Origin of the sequence: Dorea formicigenerans (assembly GCF_025150245.1) — a bacterium.
Lineage (GTDB): Bacteria > Bacillota > Clostridia > Lachnospirales > Lachnospiraceae > Dorea > Dorea formicigenerans.
The window spans coordinates 2,145,472-2,168,056 of the sequence record NZ_CP102279.1 but is presented as its reverse complement, the minus strand read 5'-3'; the positions used below and the strand labels follow the sequence as shown (position 1 = coordinate 2,168,056).

General features: G+C 40.4%; 18 protein-coding genes and 1 riboswitch. Of the genes, 17 read left to right on the top strand and 1 reads right to left on the bottom strand.

Features of this window, described 5'->3' with window-relative positions:
* Positions 1-161: 161 nt before the first annotated feature.
* The 12 genes from NQ560_RS10600 to queA all read left to right on the top strand — a co-directional run bounded on the left by NQ560_RS10600 (position 162) and on the right by queA (position 15,734).
* The gene (locus tag NQ560_RS10600; protein ID WP_005334162.1) at positions 162-812 is read left to right on the top strand and encodes a corrinoid protein; all 651 of its coding nucleotides are present in this window, start codon (positions 162-164) and stop codon (positions 810-812) included.
* Between the two features lie 122 nt (positions 813-934).
* Positions 935-1,957 (top strand): methylcobamide--CoM methyltransferase, encoded by a 1,023-nt coding sequence (locus tag NQ560_RS10595; protein WP_005334161.1) that lies wholly within the window; start codon positions 935-937, stop codon positions 1,955-1,957.
* Entirely contained in the window at positions 1,950-3,755 is a 1,806-nt protein-coding gene (locus NQ560_RS10590) for an ASKHA domain-containing protein (RefSeq protein ID WP_040015569.1), read from the top strand. The genes NQ560_RS10595 and NQ560_RS10590 overlap by 8 nt, the downstream gene beginning before the upstream one ends.
* A gap of 86 nt (positions 3,756-3,841) precedes the next feature.
* Complete coding sequence (locus NQ560_RS10585) at positions 3,842-4,711, top strand: methylcobamide--CoM methyltransferase (RefSeq protein WP_040015568.1); 870 nt, start codon at positions 3,842-3,844, stop codon at positions 4,709-4,711.
* 366 nt (positions 4,712-5,077) lie between these two features.
* The gene (locus NQ560_RS10580; protein WP_233420478.1) at positions 5,078-6,019 is read left to right on the top strand and encodes an Rpn family recombination-promoting nuclease/putative transposase; all 942 of its coding nucleotides are present in this window, start codon (positions 5,078-5,080) and stop codon (positions 6,017-6,019) included.
* Positions 6,020-6,149: 130 nt separating this feature from the next.
* Positions 6,150-6,359, top strand: a riboswitch (cobalamin riboswitch).
* A gap of 156 nt (positions 6,360-6,515) precedes the next feature.
* Entirely contained in the window at positions 6,516-9,461 is a 2,946-nt protein-coding gene (locus NQ560_RS10575; RefSeq protein ID WP_005334155.1) for a TroA family protein, read from the top strand.
* Positions 9,461-10,678, top strand: a complete 1,218-nt coding sequence (locus NQ560_RS10570) for an ABC transporter substrate-binding protein (RefSeq protein ID WP_005334154.1) — start codon at positions 9,461-9,463, stop codon at positions 10,676-10,678. Before NQ560_RS10575 ends, NQ560_RS10570 begins: the two co-directional genes overlap by 1 nt.
* Positions 10,679-10,711: 33 nt before the next feature.
* On the top strand, positions 10,712-11,776 hold the full coding sequence (locus NQ560_RS10565) for a FecCD family ABC transporter permease (protein ID WP_005334153.1): 1,065 nt from the start codon (positions 10,712-10,714) through the stop codon (positions 11,774-11,776).
* Position 11,777: 1 nt separating this feature from the next.
* Entirely contained in the window at positions 11,778-12,854 is a 1,077-nt protein-coding gene (locus NQ560_RS10560; protein WP_005334151.1) for an ABC transporter ATP-binding protein, read from the top strand.
* Positions 12,855-12,974: 120 nt separating this feature from the next.
* The gene (sppA, locus tag NQ560_RS10555) at positions 12,975-13,952 is read left to right on the top strand and encodes a signal peptide peptidase SppA (RefSeq protein WP_005334150.1); all 978 of its coding nucleotides are present in this window, start codon (positions 12,975-12,977) and stop codon (positions 13,950-13,952) included.
* A complete protein-coding gene (locus tag NQ560_RS10550) occupies positions 13,933-14,706 on the top strand; it encodes an RDD family protein (RefSeq protein ID WP_005334148.1) in 774 nt (257 codons plus the stop codon). The genes sppA and NQ560_RS10550 overlap by 20 nt, the downstream gene beginning before the upstream one ends.
* Before the next feature lie 2 nt (positions 14,707-14,708).
* Entirely contained in the window at positions 14,709-15,734 is a 1,026-nt protein-coding gene (queA, locus tag NQ560_RS10545) for a tRNA preQ1(34) S-adenosylmethionine ribosyltransferase-isomerase QueA (protein WP_005334146.1), read from the top strand.
* Between the two features lie 435 nt (positions 15,735-16,169).
* Here queA and NQ560_RS10540 read toward each other — a convergent pair whose 3' ends face one another.
* Positions 16,170-16,661, bottom strand: coding sequence for a prolyl-tRNA synthetase associated domain-containing protein (locus NQ560_RS10540; RefSeq protein ID WP_040015675.1), 492 nt, complete (start codon positions 16,659-16,661; stop codon positions 16,170-16,172).
* Between the two features lie 222 nt (positions 16,662-16,883).
* On the opposite strand from NQ560_RS10540, the gene cbiD reads away from it, so the two are divergent.
* The 5 genes from cbiD to NQ560_RS10515 are packed head-to-tail and all read left to right on the top strand — an operon-like array spanning position 16,884 to position 22,557.
* Positions 16,884-18,023 (top strand): cobalt-precorrin-5B (C(1))-methyltransferase CbiD, encoded by a 1,140-nt coding sequence (gene cbiD / locus NQ560_RS10535; RefSeq protein ID WP_005334142.1) that lies wholly within the window; start codon positions 16,884-16,886, stop codon positions 18,021-18,023.
* Positions 18,020-18,781, top strand: a complete 762-nt coding sequence (cobM, locus tag NQ560_RS10530) for a precorrin-4 C(11)-methyltransferase (RefSeq protein WP_005334141.1) — start codon at positions 18,020-18,022, stop codon at positions 18,779-18,781. The genes cbiD and cobM overlap by 4 nt, the downstream gene beginning before the upstream one ends.
* On the top strand, positions 18,782-19,840 hold the full coding sequence (locus NQ560_RS10525; RefSeq protein ID WP_005334139.1) for a cobalt-precorrin 5A hydrolase: 1,059 nt from the start codon (positions 18,782-18,784) through the stop codon (positions 19,838-19,840).
* Complete coding sequence (gene cobJ / locus NQ560_RS10520) at positions 19,833-20,570, top strand: precorrin-3B C(17)-methyltransferase (RefSeq protein WP_040015674.1); 738 nt, start codon at positions 19,833-19,835, stop codon at positions 20,568-20,570. The genes NQ560_RS10525 and cobJ overlap by 8 nt, the downstream gene beginning before the upstream one ends.
* A complete protein-coding gene (locus tag NQ560_RS10515; RefSeq protein ID WP_005334136.1) occupies positions 20,557-22,557 on the top strand; it encodes a bifunctional cobalt-precorrin-7 (C(5))-methyltransferase/cobalt-precorrin-6B (C(15))-methyltransferase in 2,001 nt (666 codons plus the stop codon). The genes cobJ and NQ560_RS10515 overlap by 14 nt, the downstream gene beginning before the upstream one ends.
* The last annotated feature ends 28 nt before the right edge of the window (positions 22,558-22,585 follow it).

The following is a 22,585-nucleotide window of genomic DNA, read 5'->3' as shown; positions in this document are numbered from 1 at the left end:
ACGAATATATGGAAGTGCTCAATTTGAAGATATGTGTAATTAATGTTAAAATGTATCAAGATAAAACACGTCAAGAGATGAGAATGTCAGGAAAAAACAGCTTGCGGGCTATGAGGTATTTTCTAACAAAATAAAAATTTAGATTATGGAGGATTTATAGTATGGCATCTAAAGAAGAATTATTAGCAAAATTATCAGAGTGTGTAGTAGAGATGGAAGATGAGGAAGTCGTAGAAGTTGCGAAAGAATATATTGAGGCCGGATATCCGGCGTTTGACGGAATTATGGAAGGTCTTGTAGATGGTATGAACAAGGCCAGTGAGCTTTACGATGCAGAAGAGTATTTTGTAACAGATGTACTCCTTTGCTCTGATGCAATGTATGCGGGACTGGATGTACTTCGTCCGCATCTGGAAAATACAGATGATCAGACGAAGAAAAAAGCAGTTATTGGTGTTGTGGAAGGAGATACTCATGACATCGGTAAAAACCTGGTAAAGATTATGATGGAGACAGCAGGATTCGAGATGTATGATCTTGGACGAGACGTTCCGCTTGACCAGTTTATTGAGAAGGCAAAAGAGGTAGATGCAGATCTGATCTGTATGTCCACACTGATGACGACAACTATGGGTGGAATGCAGACAGTTATAGAGAAATTAAAAGACCAGGGAATCCGTGATAAGTTTAAAGTTATGGTCGGAGGAAGCCCGATTTCCAAAAAATTTGCGGACGATATCGGAGCAGAGGGATACTCTGTGAATGCGGTTGAAGCTGTAAAAGTTGCGAAAGAGCTGACAGGAATTGCCTAGATAGAAAAGACAAAAGATGTACTGAAAAGACAAAAGATGTACTGGAAACGGTCTGAAAAGGTATAGGCCAGGCTAAATATAAAAGAATCCGAATAAGAATTCGAAAAAGGAGCTGGGGATTTATGGATGCAAAAGAACGAATTAGGAAAGCCATGCATCAGGAGCCGACAGACAGACCGCCATGTATCTGTCCCGGTGGAATGATGAATATGATAACGACAGATCTGATGGATGAGGCAAATGTAAGTTGGCCGGAGGCACATCTGAATGCCAGAATGATGGCAGATCTGGCAGAAGCTAATTATGAAAAAGGCTGCTTTGAAAATGTAGGTGTTCCATTCTGCATGACGATTGAGGCAGAAGCTATGGGGGCTCAGGTGACTATGGGCAGTAAGATTTATGAGCCGCATGTAACGGGATATGCGATCAATTCGGTCACAGAGTGGGAGACCATTACACCGATGAGTATGGAGGAAGGAAGAGCAAAGGTTGTACTGGATGCAATCCGTATTCTGAAATCCAGAAACTTAGATGTACCGATTATCGGAAATATTACGGGACCGGTCAGCACAGCAAGTTCCGTTATGGAGCCGGTTATTTTTTATAAAGAGCTTCGTAAGAAAAAAGAAGAAGCGCACCGTTACATGCAGTTTGTGACTGATGAGATCATAAAGTTTGCAAGAGCACAGATTGATGCCGGCGCAGATATAATTGCAATTTCCGATCCAAGTGGAACAGGAGAAATTTTGGGACCGAAGCTTTTTGAGGAGTATACGGTCAAATATAATAATATGATCTGGGATGCTCTTCAGAAAGAAACCATGGGAAAAATCATGCATATTTGCGGACAGATGAAAAATGTATATCCGCAGGCAGAACTGATACATTCTGACGTACTTAGTTTCGATTCCTGTGTATCTATGCGTGAGGCACGCGAACATTTAAAAAAGCACGCCCTGATGGGAAATGTCAGTACATGGACGCTGGAGTTTGGACAGCCTGAGAAGGTAGAGCAGCTTGCAGTAAAATGTTGGAGAGACGGTTCCAATATCATTTCTCCGGCATGCGGACTTGGAACGAAGTCACCACTGACCAATATCCAGGCAATCCGTCATGGAATTATGGAGGAAGCAGCTAATGTATAAATTACGTGTCGTTCAGTCTGGCAAGCAATACGATTATGAACCGGGAGCAAGCCTTCTGGAAATCTTGCTGGCGCAGAACATATTTATTGATAATCCGTGTAATGGAAAAGGAGTATGCGGAAAGTGTAAAGTACGCATCGTATCAGGAGAAGTAGGGGAAGTATCTTCTACAGAATTACGTTTCTTAAAACCAGAAGAAGTAAAAAGTGGTGTGCGTCTTTCTTGTATGGTTCATCCACAGTGTGATCTGGAAGTAGAGCTGATGCAGAAAGAGCGCAAGCATGAAGTTCTATCAAAAGGATATGTGCCAAAATTTGAAAAAGACTTGGATATTGTCAAACAGATTGTGAATATACATAAGCCGCTTTTGACAGACCAAACACCATTTGAAGATCAGATTAAAGAACAACTTTCGAATGTGGAATTTCCATTTTCTGTATTGCGTGGATTCTGTTTCAAAGAAGGAAGTTACACGGCAGTTATCCATCGTGAAAAAGATGGCAAAAAAGTGCTGATGGATCTGGAAGAGGGAGATACTACAGATTCTATGTATGGAATCGCAATAGATATCGGAACAACGACCGTTGTTACAGCACTGATTGATATGCTGACCGGAAAAGAACTGGCAGATTCCTCTATGATCAATGCACAGAAGCATTTTGGGCTGGATGTCCTGACTCGTATTACTTATGAGATGGAGCATCCCAAGGAAGGGGTACAGGCACTTAAGGAAGCAATCGTTGCTTCCATCAATGAGATGATCGCAGATGTCTGTGGACAGACCGGAGTGAAGAAAGAACAGATTTACGAGGTCTCTGTAGGAGCGAACTGTACGATGATGCATATGCTTCTTGGTGTAGATGCACTGTCCATTGGAAAATCACCGTATGCACCAATGTTTGTAAAGGCAAAGGATATTGAAGCAGAGGAGATTGGTATTCATGCATCCAGAGGGGCAAGACTTTATTGTCTGCCGTCAGTATCATCTTATATCGGAGCAGATATTGTGGCAGGAGCTTATGTCTGTGAGCTTCATAAGGCAGATGAAAATGTTCTGTTTATTGATATCGGAACGAATGGAGAGATTGTATTTTCAGATCATGGAAGATTACTTTCCTGTTCCTGTGCCGCAGGTCCGGCACTGGAAGGTATGAACATCAGCTCAGGTATGCGTGCGGCAGAGGGAGCTATTGAAGATGTTGAAATTAAGGAAGATGGCGTGAAGCTGAAAATTATCGGCAATGCCGATCCAATCGGTGTCTGTGGAAGTGGTATTCTGGCAGTGGTAAAAGAATTGGTAAGAACCGGACTTGTAAGAAAAGACGGCGCATTTATCAAGTTGAAGAATCTGGAAGAGACAGATTATCGTTACCCAATGATTGAGATGGATGGTATCAAACGTCAGTTTAAGATGACGGAAGACCTTAAGATTACTCAGGGAGATGTCCGACAGGTACAGCTTGCAAAAGGAGCCATTCTGTCTGGCTTCTATGCACTTCTTAAGAAGGCAGGAAAAGAGATGAGTGAGCTTGACAAGGTTATGATCGCAGGACAATTTGGAGCACATCTTCCGGCAGACAGCCTCATTGGAACAGGAATTCTTCCGGCAGAAGTGAAAGATAAACTTGTCTATGTCGGTAACTCATCCAAGACCGGGGCTTATATGGCGCTCTTATCCGGTCAGGTGAAGCGTGAGATGGAAGAACTGGCTCATCATATGGATTATATGGAACTTGGTGCAACAGAAGGCTATGAGAGATTATTTGCCGATTGCCTTATGTTTCCGGAAGTTCACTAAAAATTGAAGAAACGAATGAGATAGGAAATACCCGAATAAAGCGAGGAAATCCAATCTTGGTTATGCGAAGAGGTAATGTTAAAAATATGGGAGATATAAAAGATTTTAATTGTACATATGATAATTCAGCAGGAATTCGTTCAGAAGTGACAGAAGGACTGGGACTAACATTTCCAGATGCATACACATACTGTGATACAATGGTGACTCTTTCAAAAGTGTTGAAAGAGAAAGATAAAACAGTTATATGTGAACTTCCATTTTGCCATACATTAGAGGCAGAGGCTATGGGAGGAATTATAAATCTTGGAAATGAGATTGCAGGTCCGAGAGCTGGAGGATATGTCTGTACAGATGTAGAAGAAATATTAAATCTGCCGGACATGGATTTCACGAAAGGACGAATTCAAGAGACTCTTCTTGCATGTAAAAAACTTCGTGAAGAAGGAGAACATGTTGTATTCGAAGTGGCAGGACCATTTACAATTCTCAATGTGCTGATCGATGCAAGATATGTGTTCAAGGGAATGCGAAAAAAACCGGAAGTGATGGAAAAGGTCTTCTGGAAACTGGGAGATCAGATTTTGAAATATATGGAACTGGTGAAAGAGTACGGGGGAGATTTGATCAGCTATGCAGATTCTTCTGGCGGAGTGAATATTCTGGGACCGAAGATGATGGAAGCTGTTACGGTGAATTTTACGTACCCATTCTTGAAGAAAGTAGAGCAGCTTGCCGATGATAAGACTATGATTCTGCTCTGCCCGAAAACGACGCTTGCTCTTATTGGAACAGAAAAAGCGAAGTTTGTGGACCATCAGTTAGAAGAGCCAATCGGATATGCACAGGCCTGCATTCATATGATCGGAAAAGCACATTTTGCCGGACAGATGTGTATTAAGAATGTTGGCTATCAGCTGAATCATGGGATTTTTAAAGAAGTAAAGCTATTGTAGTCACTGGCTTTTGTTTAACAGCATATTTGTGAAATGTCAAAAGGACAGCCGATGTGAAAAAACACATGGCTGTCCTTTCTTGGTAAAGCAGACGAATTTATAAATCTATTTACATCTGTATATCTAATGAAACAAAACGGCATGTAAAAATTACATTTATAAAAAGTTCTACAGATTTAAGGAAAGATTAAGGATTAATTGATTGTATAGAAGATGTTGAATATGTTATGATATACCCACTTCAAACATTCGAAAAAGATCAAGTTAATTTAAGAGCAGTTCTGCTCTGATCATACGGACAGATTCGTCCGATATTCCATGTTTGAAAAAATAACTATAAATGGTATAATACAAGGAGAAAAGTGTATGGAGAGAACCGAAAACTTAATCATGCAGGAAGACAGATGGAAGCCATTAAAGGAGATGAATCTCACGGACGATTTTCTATTTGATGTGGCAACCGCGGAACTGGAAAATTGCAAGACAATTATCGAATTATCTACTGGTTTGCGATTAAAAAGCCTCAAGTGGAAAGAAGGTCAGAAGGTTATTCACAATATTCCGGGAAAACGTGGAATCCGAATGGATTTTGTCGCAGAATCTGAAGATGGTCGCGTTTTTGATGTAGAGATGCAGAATCGGAAGGAAGGAAATATTCCAAAACGAACCAGATTCTATCAGGCATTGATGGACGCACCAATGTTGAAAAGCGGTGAAAAAGGTTTTGATAAGCTAAAACCGCTGTTTATTATTGTAATTTGTGACTATGATCCATATGGAATGAAGAAGTATTGCTATACGTTTGAAAGTCGCTGCAAGGAACAGCCGGATTTATTACTTGGAGATGAGGTTACAAAATTATTTCTCAGTACAAAAGGGGAAAATGGAGATGAAGTATCGAAAGAATTAGTGGATTTTCTTCATTATATTACTGAGAGTAATGAACATGGACTTCCAGAGGAATGTGATGAAAGACTTCGCCGTCTGCATGAGAGTATACAGGAGATAAAAACAAGTACAAGTGTGGAGGTCGAGTATATGAAGATGGAAGAAAGAGAAAGACTGGTAAAAGAAGAGGCAATAGAGCGAGGTTTAAGAGAAGGGAGAATACGAGGAAGAGAGGAAGGAAGAATAGAAGGAAGAATAGAAGGAAGAGAGGAAGGAAGAAAAGAAGGAGAACGTATAGGGGAAGAACGGCTTGCTAATTTATTAATGAAGCTTTCAAAGCAGAATCGTCAGGAAGATAGTATTAAGGCGTTGGAGGATTTGGAATATCGTAAGAAATTGTATGAGGAATTTGGCGTATAAATTGAAAAAGAAGCTTCTATGGGAGAAATCCTGTGGAAGCTTTTTAAGCATGTCATTGAAGTATAATGAATTGTAATAAAACCCCGGTTTCATTGACTTTCTCAAGTCTAAATGTTATATTTGTTATGGAAAATTATGAAGAACGTTCGGTGCTGTTTTTAGAAGACAGGTAAAAGGGAAACAGGTGCAAGACCTGTACGAACTCGTCACTGTGAGTGAATACATAGATTGTGTGTTAGCACAGAATCTGAGGTTGTGTTAGACATCCACTGGGAGACTGGGAAGGAGATTCTATGTAAGATTTACAAGTCAGGAAACCTGCCGACCGTTGGTACGGGAAATAGAAATTCCAGATCACGAGTAATTGATTGTGCCGAAATACATAAGGAACAGGAAATCTTTTGCTATTGCAGGTAGAAGGTTTTTTATTTTCGTGTAAATATTTCTTAAAAAGTCCCAAACAACTAAGATGAAATAGAATAAGGAGAAGGAAGAGATGAAGAGAAATTCTAAGAGATTTTTAGCACTGTTTATGGCGGTGTCTATGTCTGTTACACCAACAACAGTTCTGCATGCGGAAGAAAACAGCGAGACAGATCAGATTCAGAATGTTGAAATAAAACAAGATGAAAATATAGCACAGGAAGATAGTGAGACAAATGAGAAGAGTAATTCTGCGGAGAATTCGAAGGAAGAAATAGGTAAGAATGAGCAGGCAGAAGTAAAAGATACTCAGGATAATGTTCCGGTTAAAGAAGAACCGGTGTCTGATAATACAAATCAGGAAAATGTACAGGAGAATGGTAATCAGAATATTACATCAAATGTAGAGAAGAACGATAAGAAAAATCAGGAAAAAGAATCACCGGAGCAGGAAGCGGCTGTTCCTGAGTTTAAGGCAGAAAAAGTGGAAGCGGTTGTTGTGAATGGAAAGATTCAGGTAACAGTATCTACAAAAGATGAGAACTATGACAAGATTTATATCGGAAAAAAAGAAGATTCAGAAAAAACACCGGAAGTAAAAGGTGAGAAAAATAATCTTGGCGGATATGATTTTGTATTTGAGACTGAGGCTGAATATTTAGGGCAGAAACTTCAGTTCGTACCACATCTGACAGAAAAAAATGAGTGGTATTCAGAGAAAGATTTGTTTTTGGATATGCCAGCAGAAGCTCATTTTCCAGAGCTTGCCACATCAGTAAATGAAGTGGCAGGAGCGAATTTGCTCAGTGCTGGAGAAGTTCAAAGCAAAGAAGTGGCAGCGGGACATAAGACAGTTGAGCTGATTGATGGGGCAAGCTACAAGGTTGAAGCGACATCTAATTCAGGAATGTTTAATATAGTAGATTGTGTATTAACAAGTACATCAAAAGGGATGGAAGCAGTTATTACATTAAGTGGAACGAGTTATAAGAAATTATACATGGGAACTGCAGCAGAAGCAGAAAAGGCAAATGAAGAAAGTTTTATTCCATATATAGAAGTAAATGGAAAGTACACATATAAAATCCCAGTTTCAGCATTGAACACACCAATAAAAATATCAGCATATGCAAAATCAAGAAAAGATCAACAATATCATTGGTATGATCGAAAAATTACTATTAGTTCGGAAAAAATGGAGTTTCAAGAAATAGAAAATGGAGATTATGAATTTGATCCGAACAAAAATGATAGTCCATATAAAGTTGAAACTAATAGTAGTATGTTTAATGTTGTTGCTGCTACTTTAACGAAGAAAGCAGAAGGAATGGAAGCAATTATTACATTAGGCGGAACAAGCTATAAGAAATTATATATGGGAACTGCAGCAGAAGCAGAAAAGGCAAATGAAGAAAGATTCATTCCATATGTAGAAGTAAATGGAAAGTACACATATAAAATCCCAGTTTCAGCGTTGAACGTACCAATAAAAATATCAGCATATGCAAAATCAAGAAAAGATCAGCAGTATTATTGGTATGATCGTACAATCACCTTTAACTTCAACACCAACACTGTAGATGCCGGAGAAGATCAGAGCAATTCTGGTGATAATGGCAACAACGGAAATAATGGTGGCTCCAACAACAATGGAAATAACGGCAATAATAGTGGCTCAGGTAACAATGGCGGAAATACTAATAACAGCGGTTCCAATAATAATTCTGGACAGAATGGTTCTGATAATAAGTATGATTCCAATACAAATGGTTCTACAGGTCGTGTGAATACTTCTACAAAACTGGCCGATGGTGTATACAGTCCAGATGGCTTTTTATGGTCCGGCGGAACTGGAAAGGTTAGTATTACCTGTTCACAGATTAGAATTTCCGGTGGCCAGGCATATGCGACAATTGCATTTAGCAGTTCACATTATCAGTATGTAAAAGCAAATGGAAGTAAATATTTACCGGTATCACAGGGAGGCTCTACAACATTTGAGATTCCGGTAGAACTGAATAAGAATAATAAGATTATCGGTATGACAACGGCAATGTCTCAGGCGCATGAGATTACATATAGCATTTTTGTATATCTTGCAGGTGCGCAGGCAGCAGAAGGAAGTTCTGTTATCGGAGCTGGAATGGCTTCTGAGAGTAAGAAATTGGATCAGGAAGCACCAAGTATCATCGGACTGGAATATCAGGGCGAGATAGAATTAAACCATGCACAGTATTTTAAAATATATGAATACGAGCAGGGAATTAAATTATTAGAGATTGATCTGGCGTCTGGCACACCAAGAGAAAATCAGGAAGACGAATCTGGGGAAGTACAACAGTCCACAGAAATGACTCAGAGTGGCCGTGTTGAAACAAAGACTACAGATCAGAGCAAAAAAGAGGAAGAACAGACAGAAGACGGTGCAAGTGAAGCTTCCCAAAATCAGTCAGAACAGGAAGATAAATCCGAGCTGTATATGAACAATATTGTGAAATATCTGATTGTTCCGGAAGGTGTTGAGATTCCGGTAGGATTGGATAAAGAAACAATTGTGATCCAGCAGCCGACAGATAAGACCTATGTTGCGTCAGATGTGATTTTAGATAAACTAGAGCAGCTTGGAGCATTAAATCAGGTCAAAGCCGTGGCTAGTGAAGAGAAGGATTGCACAAATGAAATAATTAAAAATGCTTTAAAGGATAAATCCGTAGACAGTATTGGAAAATATGACGAGCCTGATTATAAAAAACTGATAAAAGATGAATGTAATCTGACAGTGATGGATACTGAGATTCTTCCGAAAGAGGATTCAGAGACACAAGAGACTCTGGAAGATCAGTTGAATACAATGAAAGAAATTTTAAGCAAATATGATACTTTAAATATTCCGGTATTTATTGATCGCTCCATCGATGAAGAAGATGAACTTGCACAGGCTGAATGGCTGAAAGTCTATGGAGCAATCTTTGGCTGTGAAGATAAAGCAGAGGAAATTTATGCGGAGTTGACAAAATAATGAATAAATGGATAAAGAGAAAATTATGTATTGGCGTTGCGATTGCGATGACTATAACGAGTATTGCAGGATGCAACTCAGTGAAAAGCGGTAAGAATAGTGTGGATAGCGCGGCTCAGAAGACTGAGACTTCTTCAGAGAAGAGTGATGATTCAAAAAAAGCAGAAGCCCCTCAAATTGACGGGCTGACGTATGAGTCTGCGATGAATCTGACATATGCGCAGGAATTCGATGTATTTTATTACAAAGATGGATATAAGCTGATTGATGTTCATGAGGGACGGCAGTATCTGATCGTTCCGGAAGGCAAAGAGGCTCCGGAGGGACTGGACAGTGATATTGTTGTCATCCATCAGCCGGTTCAGAATATTTATATGGCTGCTACAGCAATCATGTCATTATTTGATGCATTAGATGCAATGGATACTGTGAAATTTTCTGGTTTAGAGGCTTCCGGCTGGTATATAGAAAGTGCGAAGAAAGCAATGGAATCCGGAGCCATGACATTTGCAGGAAAATACAGTGAACCGGATTATGAGAAGATTGTAGATGGAGATTGCAAACTGGCAGTAGAATCTACGATGATCCTTCATTCACCGAAGGTGCAGGAGATGATTGAAGACCTTGATATCCCAGTATTTGTAGATTATTCCAGTTATGAGTCACATCCACTTGGAAGAACAGAGTGGATTAAAGTCTATGGAGCAATGTTGAATAAAGAAAAAGAGGCAGAAGCATTTTTTGATGACCAGGCCAAGGTAATCGAAGATCTGAAGGATTTTAAGAATACAGAGAAGACAGTGGCATATTTTTACATCAATACAGACGGTTCTGTGGTTGTCCGCAAATCCGATGACTACATTCCGACTATGATTGAGATTGCCGGTGGAAGATATGTGTTCAAGGATCTGAAGAATTCTGAGGGGAATGCGCCATCTGTAAAACTTACGATGGAAGAATTTTATGCAACGGCAGTAGATGCAGATTATCTTATTTACAACGGAACCATTGACGGACAGGTGAGTAGTCTTGGTGATCTGGAAGCTAAGAGCAATCTGTTTGCAGAGTTTAAAGCTGTCAAAGATGGAAATGTATGGTATACTGGTAAAAACTTATATCAGGCGACAGACACAGTTGGAGAACTGATTTCAGATATTCATCTGATGCTGACAGAGGGTGATGCCAGTCAGATGACATTTCTTGAAAAGATGAAATAAAGATCAAAAAATAAAAGAAACTGGTGGAGAAATATGCAAAATAAGGAAACAAAGCAGGAACAGTTAAGTTTTCATACTGAAAATTTCAGAAAAAGATTCAGATATACATTTGTATTTGTGTGTATGATCGCAGCATTTTTTGTCATTACAGTGCTGAATATTAATACGGGAAATGTACATATTTCTGTGCCGAAGATTTTGAGAATATTATTTTTACATGATGGAGAGGCGGTAGAGTACAGTATCATATGGAAGATACGTCTGCCGCGTATCCTCATGGCAGCATTACTGGGCGGAGCATTGTCTCTGTCCGGTTTCTTATTACAGACATTTTTCTCAAATCCGATCGCAGGACCGTTTGTACTTGGAATTTCTTCCGGAGCGAAGATGGCTGTCGCACTGACTATGATTGTATTTTTAAAATATGTAGGACATTTTTCATCTTACACATTAGTAGTGGCAGCATTCATTGGTTCGTTGATATCGACGGGATTCATTCTTTTGATGTCAAAGAAGATTCATCATATGGCATCCCTTTTGGTAGGAGGAATCATGATTGGATATATCTGTTCCGCAATTACAGATTTTGTGGTGACATTTGCAGATGATTCTGATATTGTAAATCTTCATGGCTGGTCACAGGGAAGTTTTTCCGGTATGAGCTGGGGAAATATAAAAGTAGCTGTAGTTGTAGTTGGAATTGCGGCAGTGTGTACATTTTTACTGTCAAAACCAATCAGTGCATATCAGCTTGGAGAAGCATATGCACAGAGTATGGGAGTGAATATTAAAGTATTCCGAGTTGTTATTATATTACTGTCAAGTATTCTTTCTGCGTGTGTGACTGCATTTGCCGGACCAATTTCTTTTGTGGGAATTGCAGTTCCATTTCTTACGAGAAAAGCGTTCGGAACATCAAAACCGATTGTGGTGATACCGGGTACATTTTTTATAGGGGCTGTATTCTGTATGATCTGTGATCTGATCGCTCGTATGGCACTGGCACCGGTGGAGCTGAATATCAGTACAGTCACATCGATACTTGGTGCACCGATTGTCATCTATATGATGGTGAAGCGCGAGAAAGGAAGAATGTAACATGGTAGATTATTATTTCAAAATGGATGATATGGCTGTTGGATACCAGGGAAAGACACTGATCCATGACATTAATATTGGTATTGATAAAGGTGAAATTGTAACGCTCATTGGACCAAATGGATCCGGTAAATCTACAATTTTAAAGAGTATTACAAAACAATTGAAATTAATTGGAGGAAAGGTGTTCTTCGATGACACGTCGCTTCAGGAAATGTCTTATAAAGAACTTTCTTCCAATATGGCTGTTGTTTTGACAGAACGTATCAAAACGGAGCTTATGACCTGTCATGAAATTGTGGCAACAGGACGTTACCCATATACAGGGCGGCTTGGAATACTGACGCCGGAAGATGAACAAATCGTAGATGAGGCAATGAAGGCAGTTCATGCAGAAGATCTGGGAAACCGCGATTTTAACGCTATTAGTGATGGACAAAAACAGAGAGTTCTTCTTGCAAGAGCAATTTGTCAGGAACCGGAGATTATTGTGCTGGATGAGCCGACATCTTTTTTAGATGTACGATATAAATTAGAATTACTTGCAATATTGGAACGTATGGCAAGAAAAAAGCATATTACAGTCATTATGTCGCTGCATGAGATTGATCTTGCACAGAAAGTGTCGGATAAGATTATCTGTGTGAAGGGAGATACCATTGCACATTATGGAAAGCCAGAAGAGGTATTTAAGGAAGATACAATCCGCAGTCTTTATGAAATTGACAATGGTTCTTTTGATCCGGTATTTGGAAGCATAGAGCTTCCGAAGATAGAAGGAGAACCAGAGGTATTTGTAATTTCGTCCGGAGGAAGCGGAATCCCAATTTATCGACAGTTACAGAAAGAACACATTCCATTTGCAGCAGGAATCCTCTACAAGAATGATATTGACTATCAGCTTGCAAGACTTCTGGCAGTGGAAGTGATTACAGAAGAACCATTCCGGCAGATTAGTGATGAGACATTTGCAAGAGCAGTTGAAGTGATGAAAAAGTGTAAGAGAGTTATTGTAACAGATGTGCCGGTGGGAGAATGTAATAAAAGAATCGAAGAATTAATAAAGTTAGCAAAATAGCAGGACGCGTAGTAAATTCGAGGTTTACTACGCGTTAAATGTATTATTTTTTGAAAAACAATCCTTCATATGTTACAATAAAAAAGCTATGGAGATTTAGAACTTAAAGGAGAAAAAAAGATGAAGAACAAACAGATAATCGGTCTGGTTGTGGCTGGGGCTGTATTTATTGTGACAGGTGTTACAAGCGTATTGACGAATACTTTATCTGCAAATACAATGGCAGAAGATGTGACAACGATGCTGGCTGGAGAACTGGAATTTGATCCGCCGGCAGATGATTATATTGGAGTTGTGAATGTAGTGGGGACGATTCAGGAGCAGACGCAGAGCAGTGTACTGGATACATCGTCTGGATATCAGCACAATACAACGATGGATTATATTGACAATCTTATGGACGATTCAGATAATAAAGGGATTCTGCTGTATGTGGATTCTCCAGGCGGAGCGGTCTATGAGTCGGAAGAACTTCATGACAAGCTGATAGAATATAAAGAGACGACAGGCCGTCCAATCTGGACTTATATGGCGCATTATGCAGCTTCTGGCGGGTACATGACGTCTGTAACCGGAGATAAGATTTATGCGAATAAGAATACGGTTACAGGATCTATCGGTGTCATTATGTCAGGGTATGATATGAGCGGACTTTATGAGAAACTTGGAATTCGTTATGTCAGTATTACGAGTGGTGTGAACAAGGACAGTTCCAAGCTGACAGACGAGCAGGTCGCAATTTACCAGTCACAGGTCGATGAGTGTTATCAGGAGTTCGTAAATATTGTTGCGGACGGAAGAGATATGTCGGCAGACCAGGTAAAAGCACTGGCAGACGGACGCACTTACACTGCAAAACAGGCAAAAGCGAATGGGCTTATTGATGAGATCGCAACTTACCAGGATGTAATGAATCAGATGGCTTCGGAGCTTGGAGTAGACGAGTTCTATACACCGAGCAGTGAGGAAAGCATATTGGCAGCAATATTTAGTAAAGCAGAAAAGCTTGTTCCAAAATCTGAGGCACAGATATTAAAGGAAACTGCCGAAGAGAAGGAAAGCGGGGTGCTGATGTATTATGCAGAACAGTTACAGTAATGAGAATTATGCCGGGTTCTGGGTGCGTTTAGCAGCATATGTGATAGACAGCGTCATTGTGGCAATTGGACTTCTCGTTGTGCGTCTTGCATGGATTGGAATCGGAGCGCTGATCAGTGGTACAATATTGGATGAAAATGTATTGTTTCATTATTCATTAAAAGATATTGTGCTGTATATTTTCAAAGTCATGTATTTTGCTTTATTGACATGGTGTACTGGAACGACGATTGGGAAACGACTGATGAATCTTAGAGTAGTACCTGCTGACAGAAATGAAAAGCTTTCATTTGTGGATGTGTTATACCGGGAGACTGTCGGAAGATTCTTATGTGGAATATCTATCTGGATTGGATATATTATTGTGGGAATTGATAAGGAAAAACGGGGCTTTCACGATATGCTCTGCGACACAAGAGTTGTCTATGAGAAAAAAGTGAAAATGTATCCAGAGTATCAGAGTGCGGCAGGACCGCAGATGTCTGTACAGCCGCGAGAACCAGTGCAGACACAGAATTATGTACAGGAAAATGTGCAAGTGCAGAGTCAGTCACAGCCAGGACAACCGTATAGAGCTGTGCCAGATGGAGGATATAGTTTCGTGAGTGATGCCGGGCAAGTGAAAAAGGAGTTTACACAAGCTGAATCTGAAAAAACAACCGGGACTACAGGTGAAAATGTAACAGAAATAAAAGAAAACAAAGAAGAAGTAGAAGATAATATAGAAGAAAACATACAGGAAGGGGATTTATAATCATGAAACGTCAGGACTTTTATTATGATCTGCCAGAGGAATTAATCGCGCAGGATCCGCTTGAGGATCGTTCCAGTTCCAGACTTCTTGTCCTTGACAAGGAGACGGGAGCTACTTCACATCATATATTTAAAGAAATTACAGGATATCTGAAAGAAGGAGACTGTCTTGTCATCAATGATACCAAGGTTATTCCGGCAAGACTGATTGGAGCGAAGGAAGGAACCGGAGCAAAGATTGAGATTTTATTATTAAAGAGAAAAGAGAATAATATCTGGGAGACACTGGTAAAGCCCGGTAAGAAGGCAAAAGTTGGAACAAGAATCGTATTTGGAGAAGGTCTTCTTGTTGGAGAGGTCGTTGGAATCGTAGAAGAAGGAAATCGTCTGGTGAAGTTTGAATATGAAGGAATTTTTGAAGAGATTTTAGACCAGCTCGGACAGATGCCGCTGCCTCCGTATATTACACATCAGTTGGAAGATAAGAATCGTTATCAGACTGTTTATGCAAAGCATACCGGATCCGCAGCGGCACCGACAGCGGGACTTCATTTTACACCGGAATTATTAAAAGAGATAGAAGAAAAAGGCATTGACATTGCGAGAGTGACACTTCATGTAGGACTTGGAACATTCCGTCCTGTAAAGGTAGATGAGATTACAGATCATCATATGCATTCTGAGTTCTATCAGGTGGACGAAGAAGCAGCTGAGAAGATCAACCGCGCAAAAGATTCCGGTCACAGAGTTATCTGTGTTGGAACGACAAGCTGCAGAACTATTGAATCGGCAGCGGACGAGACCGGACATTTGAAACCGACAAGTGGTTGGACAGAGATTTTTATCTATCCGGGATATAAATTCAAGATTTTAGATGGATTGATCACGAACTTCCATCTGCCGGAGTCAACACTGATTATGTTAGTATCAGCACTGGCAGGAAGAGAACACGTATTGGCAGCATATGAAGAAGCAGTACAGGAAAGATATCGTTTCTTTTCTTTCGGAGACGCCATGTTGATTGTATAAAAACAATACTATAAATATTGGATGAAACATGATATAATAACACTGTTGCTACCCTCTATATAGCGTAGAAAGGGGGTGTTGCCAGTGAAAGAAGTACTCATATCGTTTATTATCACTGTTGTGGCTGGTGTGGTTTGCCACCGCATCAACAAATGGTTAGACGGGGATAAGTAGAGGGCAACTAGCCTGTGGGGTTAAGCCTTCCCATTGCCAAAAGTAGGAATAAAAAAGCTGAAGGTCTGACACACCTTCAGCTTTTTGGTTACCAATGAAAGATAACCTCATATCGTTTTGCCTATTGGCATTATAGCATATGTAATTTGATAATACAATATGTAAATATAAAAACAAATTTGAATCGTTAAATTAACGTTAAATAATATGACATAATGAGGTTACCAGTGAAAGATAACCTCATATCGTTTTGCCTATTGGTTATAATTTAATCTTCATCACATCTACATCCAGATTCCACAGGAACTTATCCAGATCTTTAAAGGAGAGGAATACTGTTGCTGTGTTTTCCAATGGGTGAATTCCCAGACTTTTGCATTTGCTTAAGTTTTTATCAATAAAAAATTCGACTGCATGGTCGGTATCATTCATGAGACCGAATGGAGATACGCTTCCCTGTTTGAGCCCGAGATATTTTTCGAGACGTTCTTCTGAGGCAAAGCTTAAGTTTCCGGCACCGAGCTGTCTGCCAAGAGACTTTAAGTCTACTTTAGCATTTTCATCACAGGTAATGAGAAAATGACGTTTTCCTTTTGCATCTCTGAGAAACAGGTTCTTGCACAGAGTTCCTTTCTCAGGAAGACCGAGGCGGTCCATGTCTTCCATTGTGTGTACGGGTTCGTGTTCTACGACTTCATATTTAATTCCGAGCTTGTTTAAGGCGTCATAGACGCGCTGCTTTTGTTCTGACATAAAAATGGCTCCTTTCTTTGCTTGCTTTATTGTATCACAGAATGTAGATTTCGGCACGCGGATATTGAAAAGTCTGGCATCAATAAAAACCTTGGCATTCTTGAAAGAAAAAGACAATAGATGGAAGTGGCAAATGATTTGACAACCTTCACACAGATAGGTAGAATGAAGAGAGCGAACGATGATGAATTCAAGAATTTCAGACTGGAAGGGTAAAAAACTATGACGAAAAAACTCCGAAGAGGATATACCACAGGAACGTGTGCACAGGCAGCAACAAAGGCCGCGGTCACAATGCTTCTTGGAAATGTCAGCGTAGATCAGGTCACAGTGTCTTTACCAGGAAAAGAAGTGTTGACACTGAAGATCGCTGAGGCTCAAAAAGAATTTAATAAATATAATAAAAGTAATCCGGATATAGAATCTGTTTCCTGCGCAGTACGAAAAGACAGTGGAGATGATCCGGATATTACAAATGGAATTTTAGTATACAGTAAAGTAAGCAGAATAAAATCTGGTATAGTCCTGGACGGAGGCATTGGAGTCGGCAGGGTGACGAAGCCCGGATTGGATCAGCCTGTAGGAAATGCTGCAATTAATCGAGTGCCGAGGCAGATGATTTTAAGAGAAGTCGAAGAGGCGTGTGAAATGTATGGGTACGACGGCGGAATTAAAATAGAGATATCCATTCCGCAGGGAGTAGAACTGGCAAAGAAAACATTTAATCCGAGACTTGGAATTGAAGGCGGTATTTCTGTTTTGGGAACAAGTGGAATCGTGGAGCCGATGAGTGAACAGGCTCTGCTTGATACGATTGAATTAGAGATGAAGGTCAGGCGTGCAGGGGGAAAGAACTATCTCATTATGGCGCCAGGGAATTATGGGCTGGATTTTCTGCGGGAAGCATATGGAATTCAGGATAAAGATGTAGTAAAATGCAGTAATTATATAGGGCAGAGTATGGATATGGCAGCAGATTGTAAGTTTCAAGGGCTTGTACTTGCCGGACATATCGGAAAGCTGATCAAAGTATCAGGTGGAGTGATGAATACGCATTCCAGATGGGCAGACTGCCGTATGGATCTTTTGGCAACGGCAATGCTACGGGCTGGATTTTCCGCAGATCGCGCCAGAGCGGTTCTGGATTGCGTGACGACCGATGATGCGCTTGCACTTTTAAGTGAAGAAGAGCGAGAAGCTACAATCGGGCAAATCATGAGATCCATTGAAAAATATATGGAATACCGCATGGCAGATCAGATGCCTGTTGGGGCAATTTTATATTCAAATGTGTATGGAATTTTGGGAAAAACAAGCAAGGTAGATACTTTGATGCATTTGTGGGAGGAAGAAAATCAATGATACATTTTGTAGGAGCAGGACCGGGAGCGGTCGATCTGATTACGGTAAGAGGACAACGATATCTTAAAGAAGCAGATGTAATCATTTATGCTGGATCACTGGTCAATAAAGGACTGCTGGAATATGCAAAGGAAGGCTGCGAAGTTTATAATAGTGCCTATATGACACTGGAAGAAGTCATAGAGGTTATGATAAAGTCAGAAAAAGAAGATAAGATGACCGTACGACTTCATACGGGTGATCCTTGTCTTTACGGTGCAATCCGTGAGCAGATGGACATTCTTGATGAAAAAGGAATTGATTATGATTCCTGCCCTGGAGTCAGCTCATTTTGTGGAGCGGCGGCAGCACTGAATCTGGAATATACTCTTCCGGAGGTGTCACAGAGTGTTATTATTACACGAACGGAAGGAAGGACTCCGGTTCCTGAGCGGGAAAAGATCATGAGTTTTGCTGCACATGGTGCAACGATGGTTCTTTTCTTAAGTACAGGTCTTTTGGAAAAGCTGGTAAAAGAACTGCTTGCCGGAGGATATGCATCAGATACGCCGGCAGCAATTGTGTACAAAGCAACATGGCCGGAGGAAGAGGCATATGTATGTACGATAGATACACTTGTGGAGACAGCAAGGAAACATCAGATTACAAAGACTGCACTGATCCTTGTGGGAAATGTAGTGACTCACAGTCATTATGAACGGTCAAAGTTGTATGATCCGGGATTCACAACTGAATTCCGGAAAGGAAGTGATTCTTAGATGAAAGCTGCAATTCTGAGCTTTACTGCAAACGGAAGAAAGACGGCTGGAAAAGTCAGGAAAGCTTTGTCGGCAGAAGACTGGCTTGTAGCAGAGAATGTCAAATGTAAAGAAGAGGCAGATTCTTATGAGGGAAGCCTGAAAGAATGGACCGGAGAACATTGGAAAGTATCTGATGTTTTGATCTATGTAGGTGCAGCAGGAATTGCAGTTCGGGCAGTTGCATCATTTGTAGTGTCCAAAAAAGAAGACCCGGCTGTACTGGTTATAGACGAGCTTGGAAAGTACTGTATTCCAATCTTGTCCGGACACATTGGAGGTGCCAATGAACTTGCAGAAAAACTCAGTCAAATGCTTTCCATGGAGGCCGTGATCACAACAGCAACAGATTTGAATCAGAAGTGGGCGGTTGACATATTTGCAAAGAAAAATAGATTATATATAGAAGATATGAAACTGGCAAAACTCGTATCTGCAGATATTTTGGCTGGCAAACAAGTTTTAGCAGAGATAGAACCAGAATGCTCTGTCATAGGACAGATTCCAAAAGAATTAAAATTCATACATGAGTCAGACAAATGTGATTCAAGGACTTTAAAGATTCACATAGGAATCTGTAAAAACGATGCACCTGCAGGAAGCGGAACACAGGTGTTGTATTTGATTCCTAAAGCTGTGGTTTTAGGGATTGGCTGTAAGAAAGGAACTGATGCTGAAAAGATTGAAAAGCATGTAACACAGGTGCTTGAGGATTATGGGATTTTTCCGGAAGCAGTGAAACTTGCAGCAAGCATTGATTTAAAGAAGGAAGAGCCTGGACTATGTACATACTGTGAAAAATATGACATACCGTTTCAGACATTTTCGAAAGAAGAGCTGGAACAGGCAGAAGGGAAATTTACAGGATCTGAATTTGTAAAACAGACCACAGGTGTTGATAATGTGTGTGAAAGAAGTGCTATGTGTGCCGGAGGGGAAAAAATTCTGGTACACAAGACAGCGCACGAAGGAGTGACAGTTGCTGTGGCAGTGGAGAAATGGAGTGTGGATTTTGAATAAAGTATATGTGATTGGAATGGGACCTGGTGCTTATGAGCAGATGACGGTTGCAGCGGTGGAAGCGCTAAAGGGCTGTGATGTGATTGTCGGGTATACAGTATATGTAGATCTTATGAAAAAATATTTTCCGGAAAAGGAATTTATGACAACGCCGATGAGAAAGGAGCCGGAGCGATGCCGGCTGGCATTTGAAGAGGCAAAAAAAGGGCGTGTGACAGCTATGGTGTGCAGTGGTGATTCCGGGATTTACGGAATGGCAGGACTCATGTATGAAATCGGAGAAGAATATCCGGAAGTCGAGATCGAGGTTCTTCCGGGTGTGACAGCAGCAATGGGGGGAGCAGCAGTGCTTGGTGCACCTCTTGGACACGATTGCTGTATGATCAGTTTAAGTGATCTTCTGACACCGTGGGAACTGATTGAAAAGAGACTTCGGGCGGCAGCACAGGCGGATTTTCTGATTGCTTTATATAATCCTTCCAGCAAAAAGAGAAAAGATTATCTTGCAAGGGCTTGTGATATTTTGCTTGAGTACAAAGAAGAAAGTATTATATGCGGTATTGTGAGAAATATTGCAAGAGAAGAAGAAAGTATGAACATACTGACACTGAAAGAGCTACGAAATACCGAGGTAGATATGTTTTCTACCGTTTATATAGGGAATAAAATGACAAAAATAATTAAAGATAAAATGGTTACACCAAGGGGATATCGATATGACAGAAAATAAAATTTTAATATATGCAGGAACAACAGAAGGAAGACGGCTGGCAGAATTTTTAGTAAAAAGGGAAGTCAGTGTTCATGTCTGCGTGGCAACAGAATATGGAGAGAGTCTGCTGCCAGAGGGAAGTAATATTACAACAACACATGAACGGATGGATGAAAATCAGATGATAGAATTTATCAATGAATATCATCCTTCATATGTAGTGGATGCGACTCACCCTTATGCGATAGAAGTGACAGAAAACCTGCAAAATGCATGTGAAAAAGCCGGAGTTCCATATTTGAGGATTTTAAGGGATACAGGAGCTGAAAAGTCAGATTGCATTTATGTGGATAGCATGGAAGAGGCAATTGAATATCTGGAGCAGACGACAGGAAATATTCTGGCAACGACAGGAAGTAAAGAACTGGCAGCTTTTCAGAATCTCACAGATTACAAAAAACGTGTTTATGCGAGAGTGCTTTCAACAGCGAAAGTGGCACATAAGTGTGAACAGCTTGGGTTTACCGGAAAGAATCTGATCTGTATGCAGGGACCATTTTCGGTGGAAATGAATTATGCAATTATGAAGAGCTATGACATTTCTTATATGGTGACAAAGGATTCGGGAAATATTGGCGGGTTCCTGCAAAAATATAATGCAGCGAAAAAGGCTGGTGTGAAAATCATCGTTCTGGGCCGTCAGAAAGAAGAGTCCGGATATACTTATGAAGAAATCATTGATCTGTTAAAAGAAGAGTATCATTTCAAAACAATGCAAAAAGTGACGCTTGCAGGAATCGGAATGGGAACAGAAGGTTCAATGACTGTGGAAGTTAAAAAGGCATGTGAGGAAGCCGATGTACTGATCGGTGCATCACGTATGTTAAAATCTGTTGTAAAAGAAGGACAGCAGACATTTGCAGCTTACAAACCGGAGGAAATTACGGATTATATTTTCAGTCATCCACAAGATGAAAATATAGTAGTTGTACTGTCAGGAGATCCTGGCTTTTACAGTGGTGCAAAGAAATTGATTTTAACGATCCGTGACAGGCTGAAAAAAAGTGGTGAGCCTGAGCGTGTAAAGACAGAGATTTTACCGGGAATTTCTACAGTTTCCAGTTTGTGCGCAAAACTTCAGATTCCATGGGAAGACATAAAACTTGTCAGCATTCATGGACGAGAGGAAAATCTTCTTGCAGCTGTGAAAAATAATAAGTATACGTTTACACTGACAGGTTCTGCAGCAGATGTCCGTAAGCTTGCAAAAACTTTGATCGATGCCAGACTTGGAGATTGTAACATGGCAGTCGGGGCAGAGCTTACTTATGAGGGAGAGCAGATTTTAAAAGGAAATGTGTCAGAATTCCTGGATTATGATGGAGACAATCTTGCAGCGGTGCTCATTGCCAATCCATATGGTGGAGAAAATGCGGTGACTCATGGAATGAATGATGAAGAATTTATCCGTGGAGATGTTCCAATGACAAAAGAGGAAGTGCGATCCATCAGTCTTTCAAAAATGAAGATCAGGAAGTCGGATATTATATATGATATCGGGGCGGGAACCGGATCTGTATCTGTGGAATCTGCAATTCAGGCAGAAGACGGACAGGTTTATGCAGTGGAAATCAATCCGGAGGCAGCTGGTCTTATTGAGGAAAATGCCAGAAAATTTGCAGTGAGCAACATAAAAGTTATTGAAGGCAGTGCGCCGGAAATATTAAAAGATCTTCCGGCACCAGACTGTGTATTTATCGGAGGAAGTAAAGGACGGCTGGAAGAGATTCTGGAGCTTATCAGGAAAAAGAATCCACAGGCAAGAGTGGTATTAAATGCTATTTCACTGGAGACATTGGCGCAGACTCTGGAATATTGCAGAAAATATCCGATTAAAAATGATGAAATCGTGCAGGTCAATATTGCAAAATCTAAAGTAGTTGGAAGTTATCATATGATGACAGGACAGAATCCGATTTATGTTGTAAGTTTTGAATTAGATTAATTATACGGCCGGACTTTGAACAAGGAGT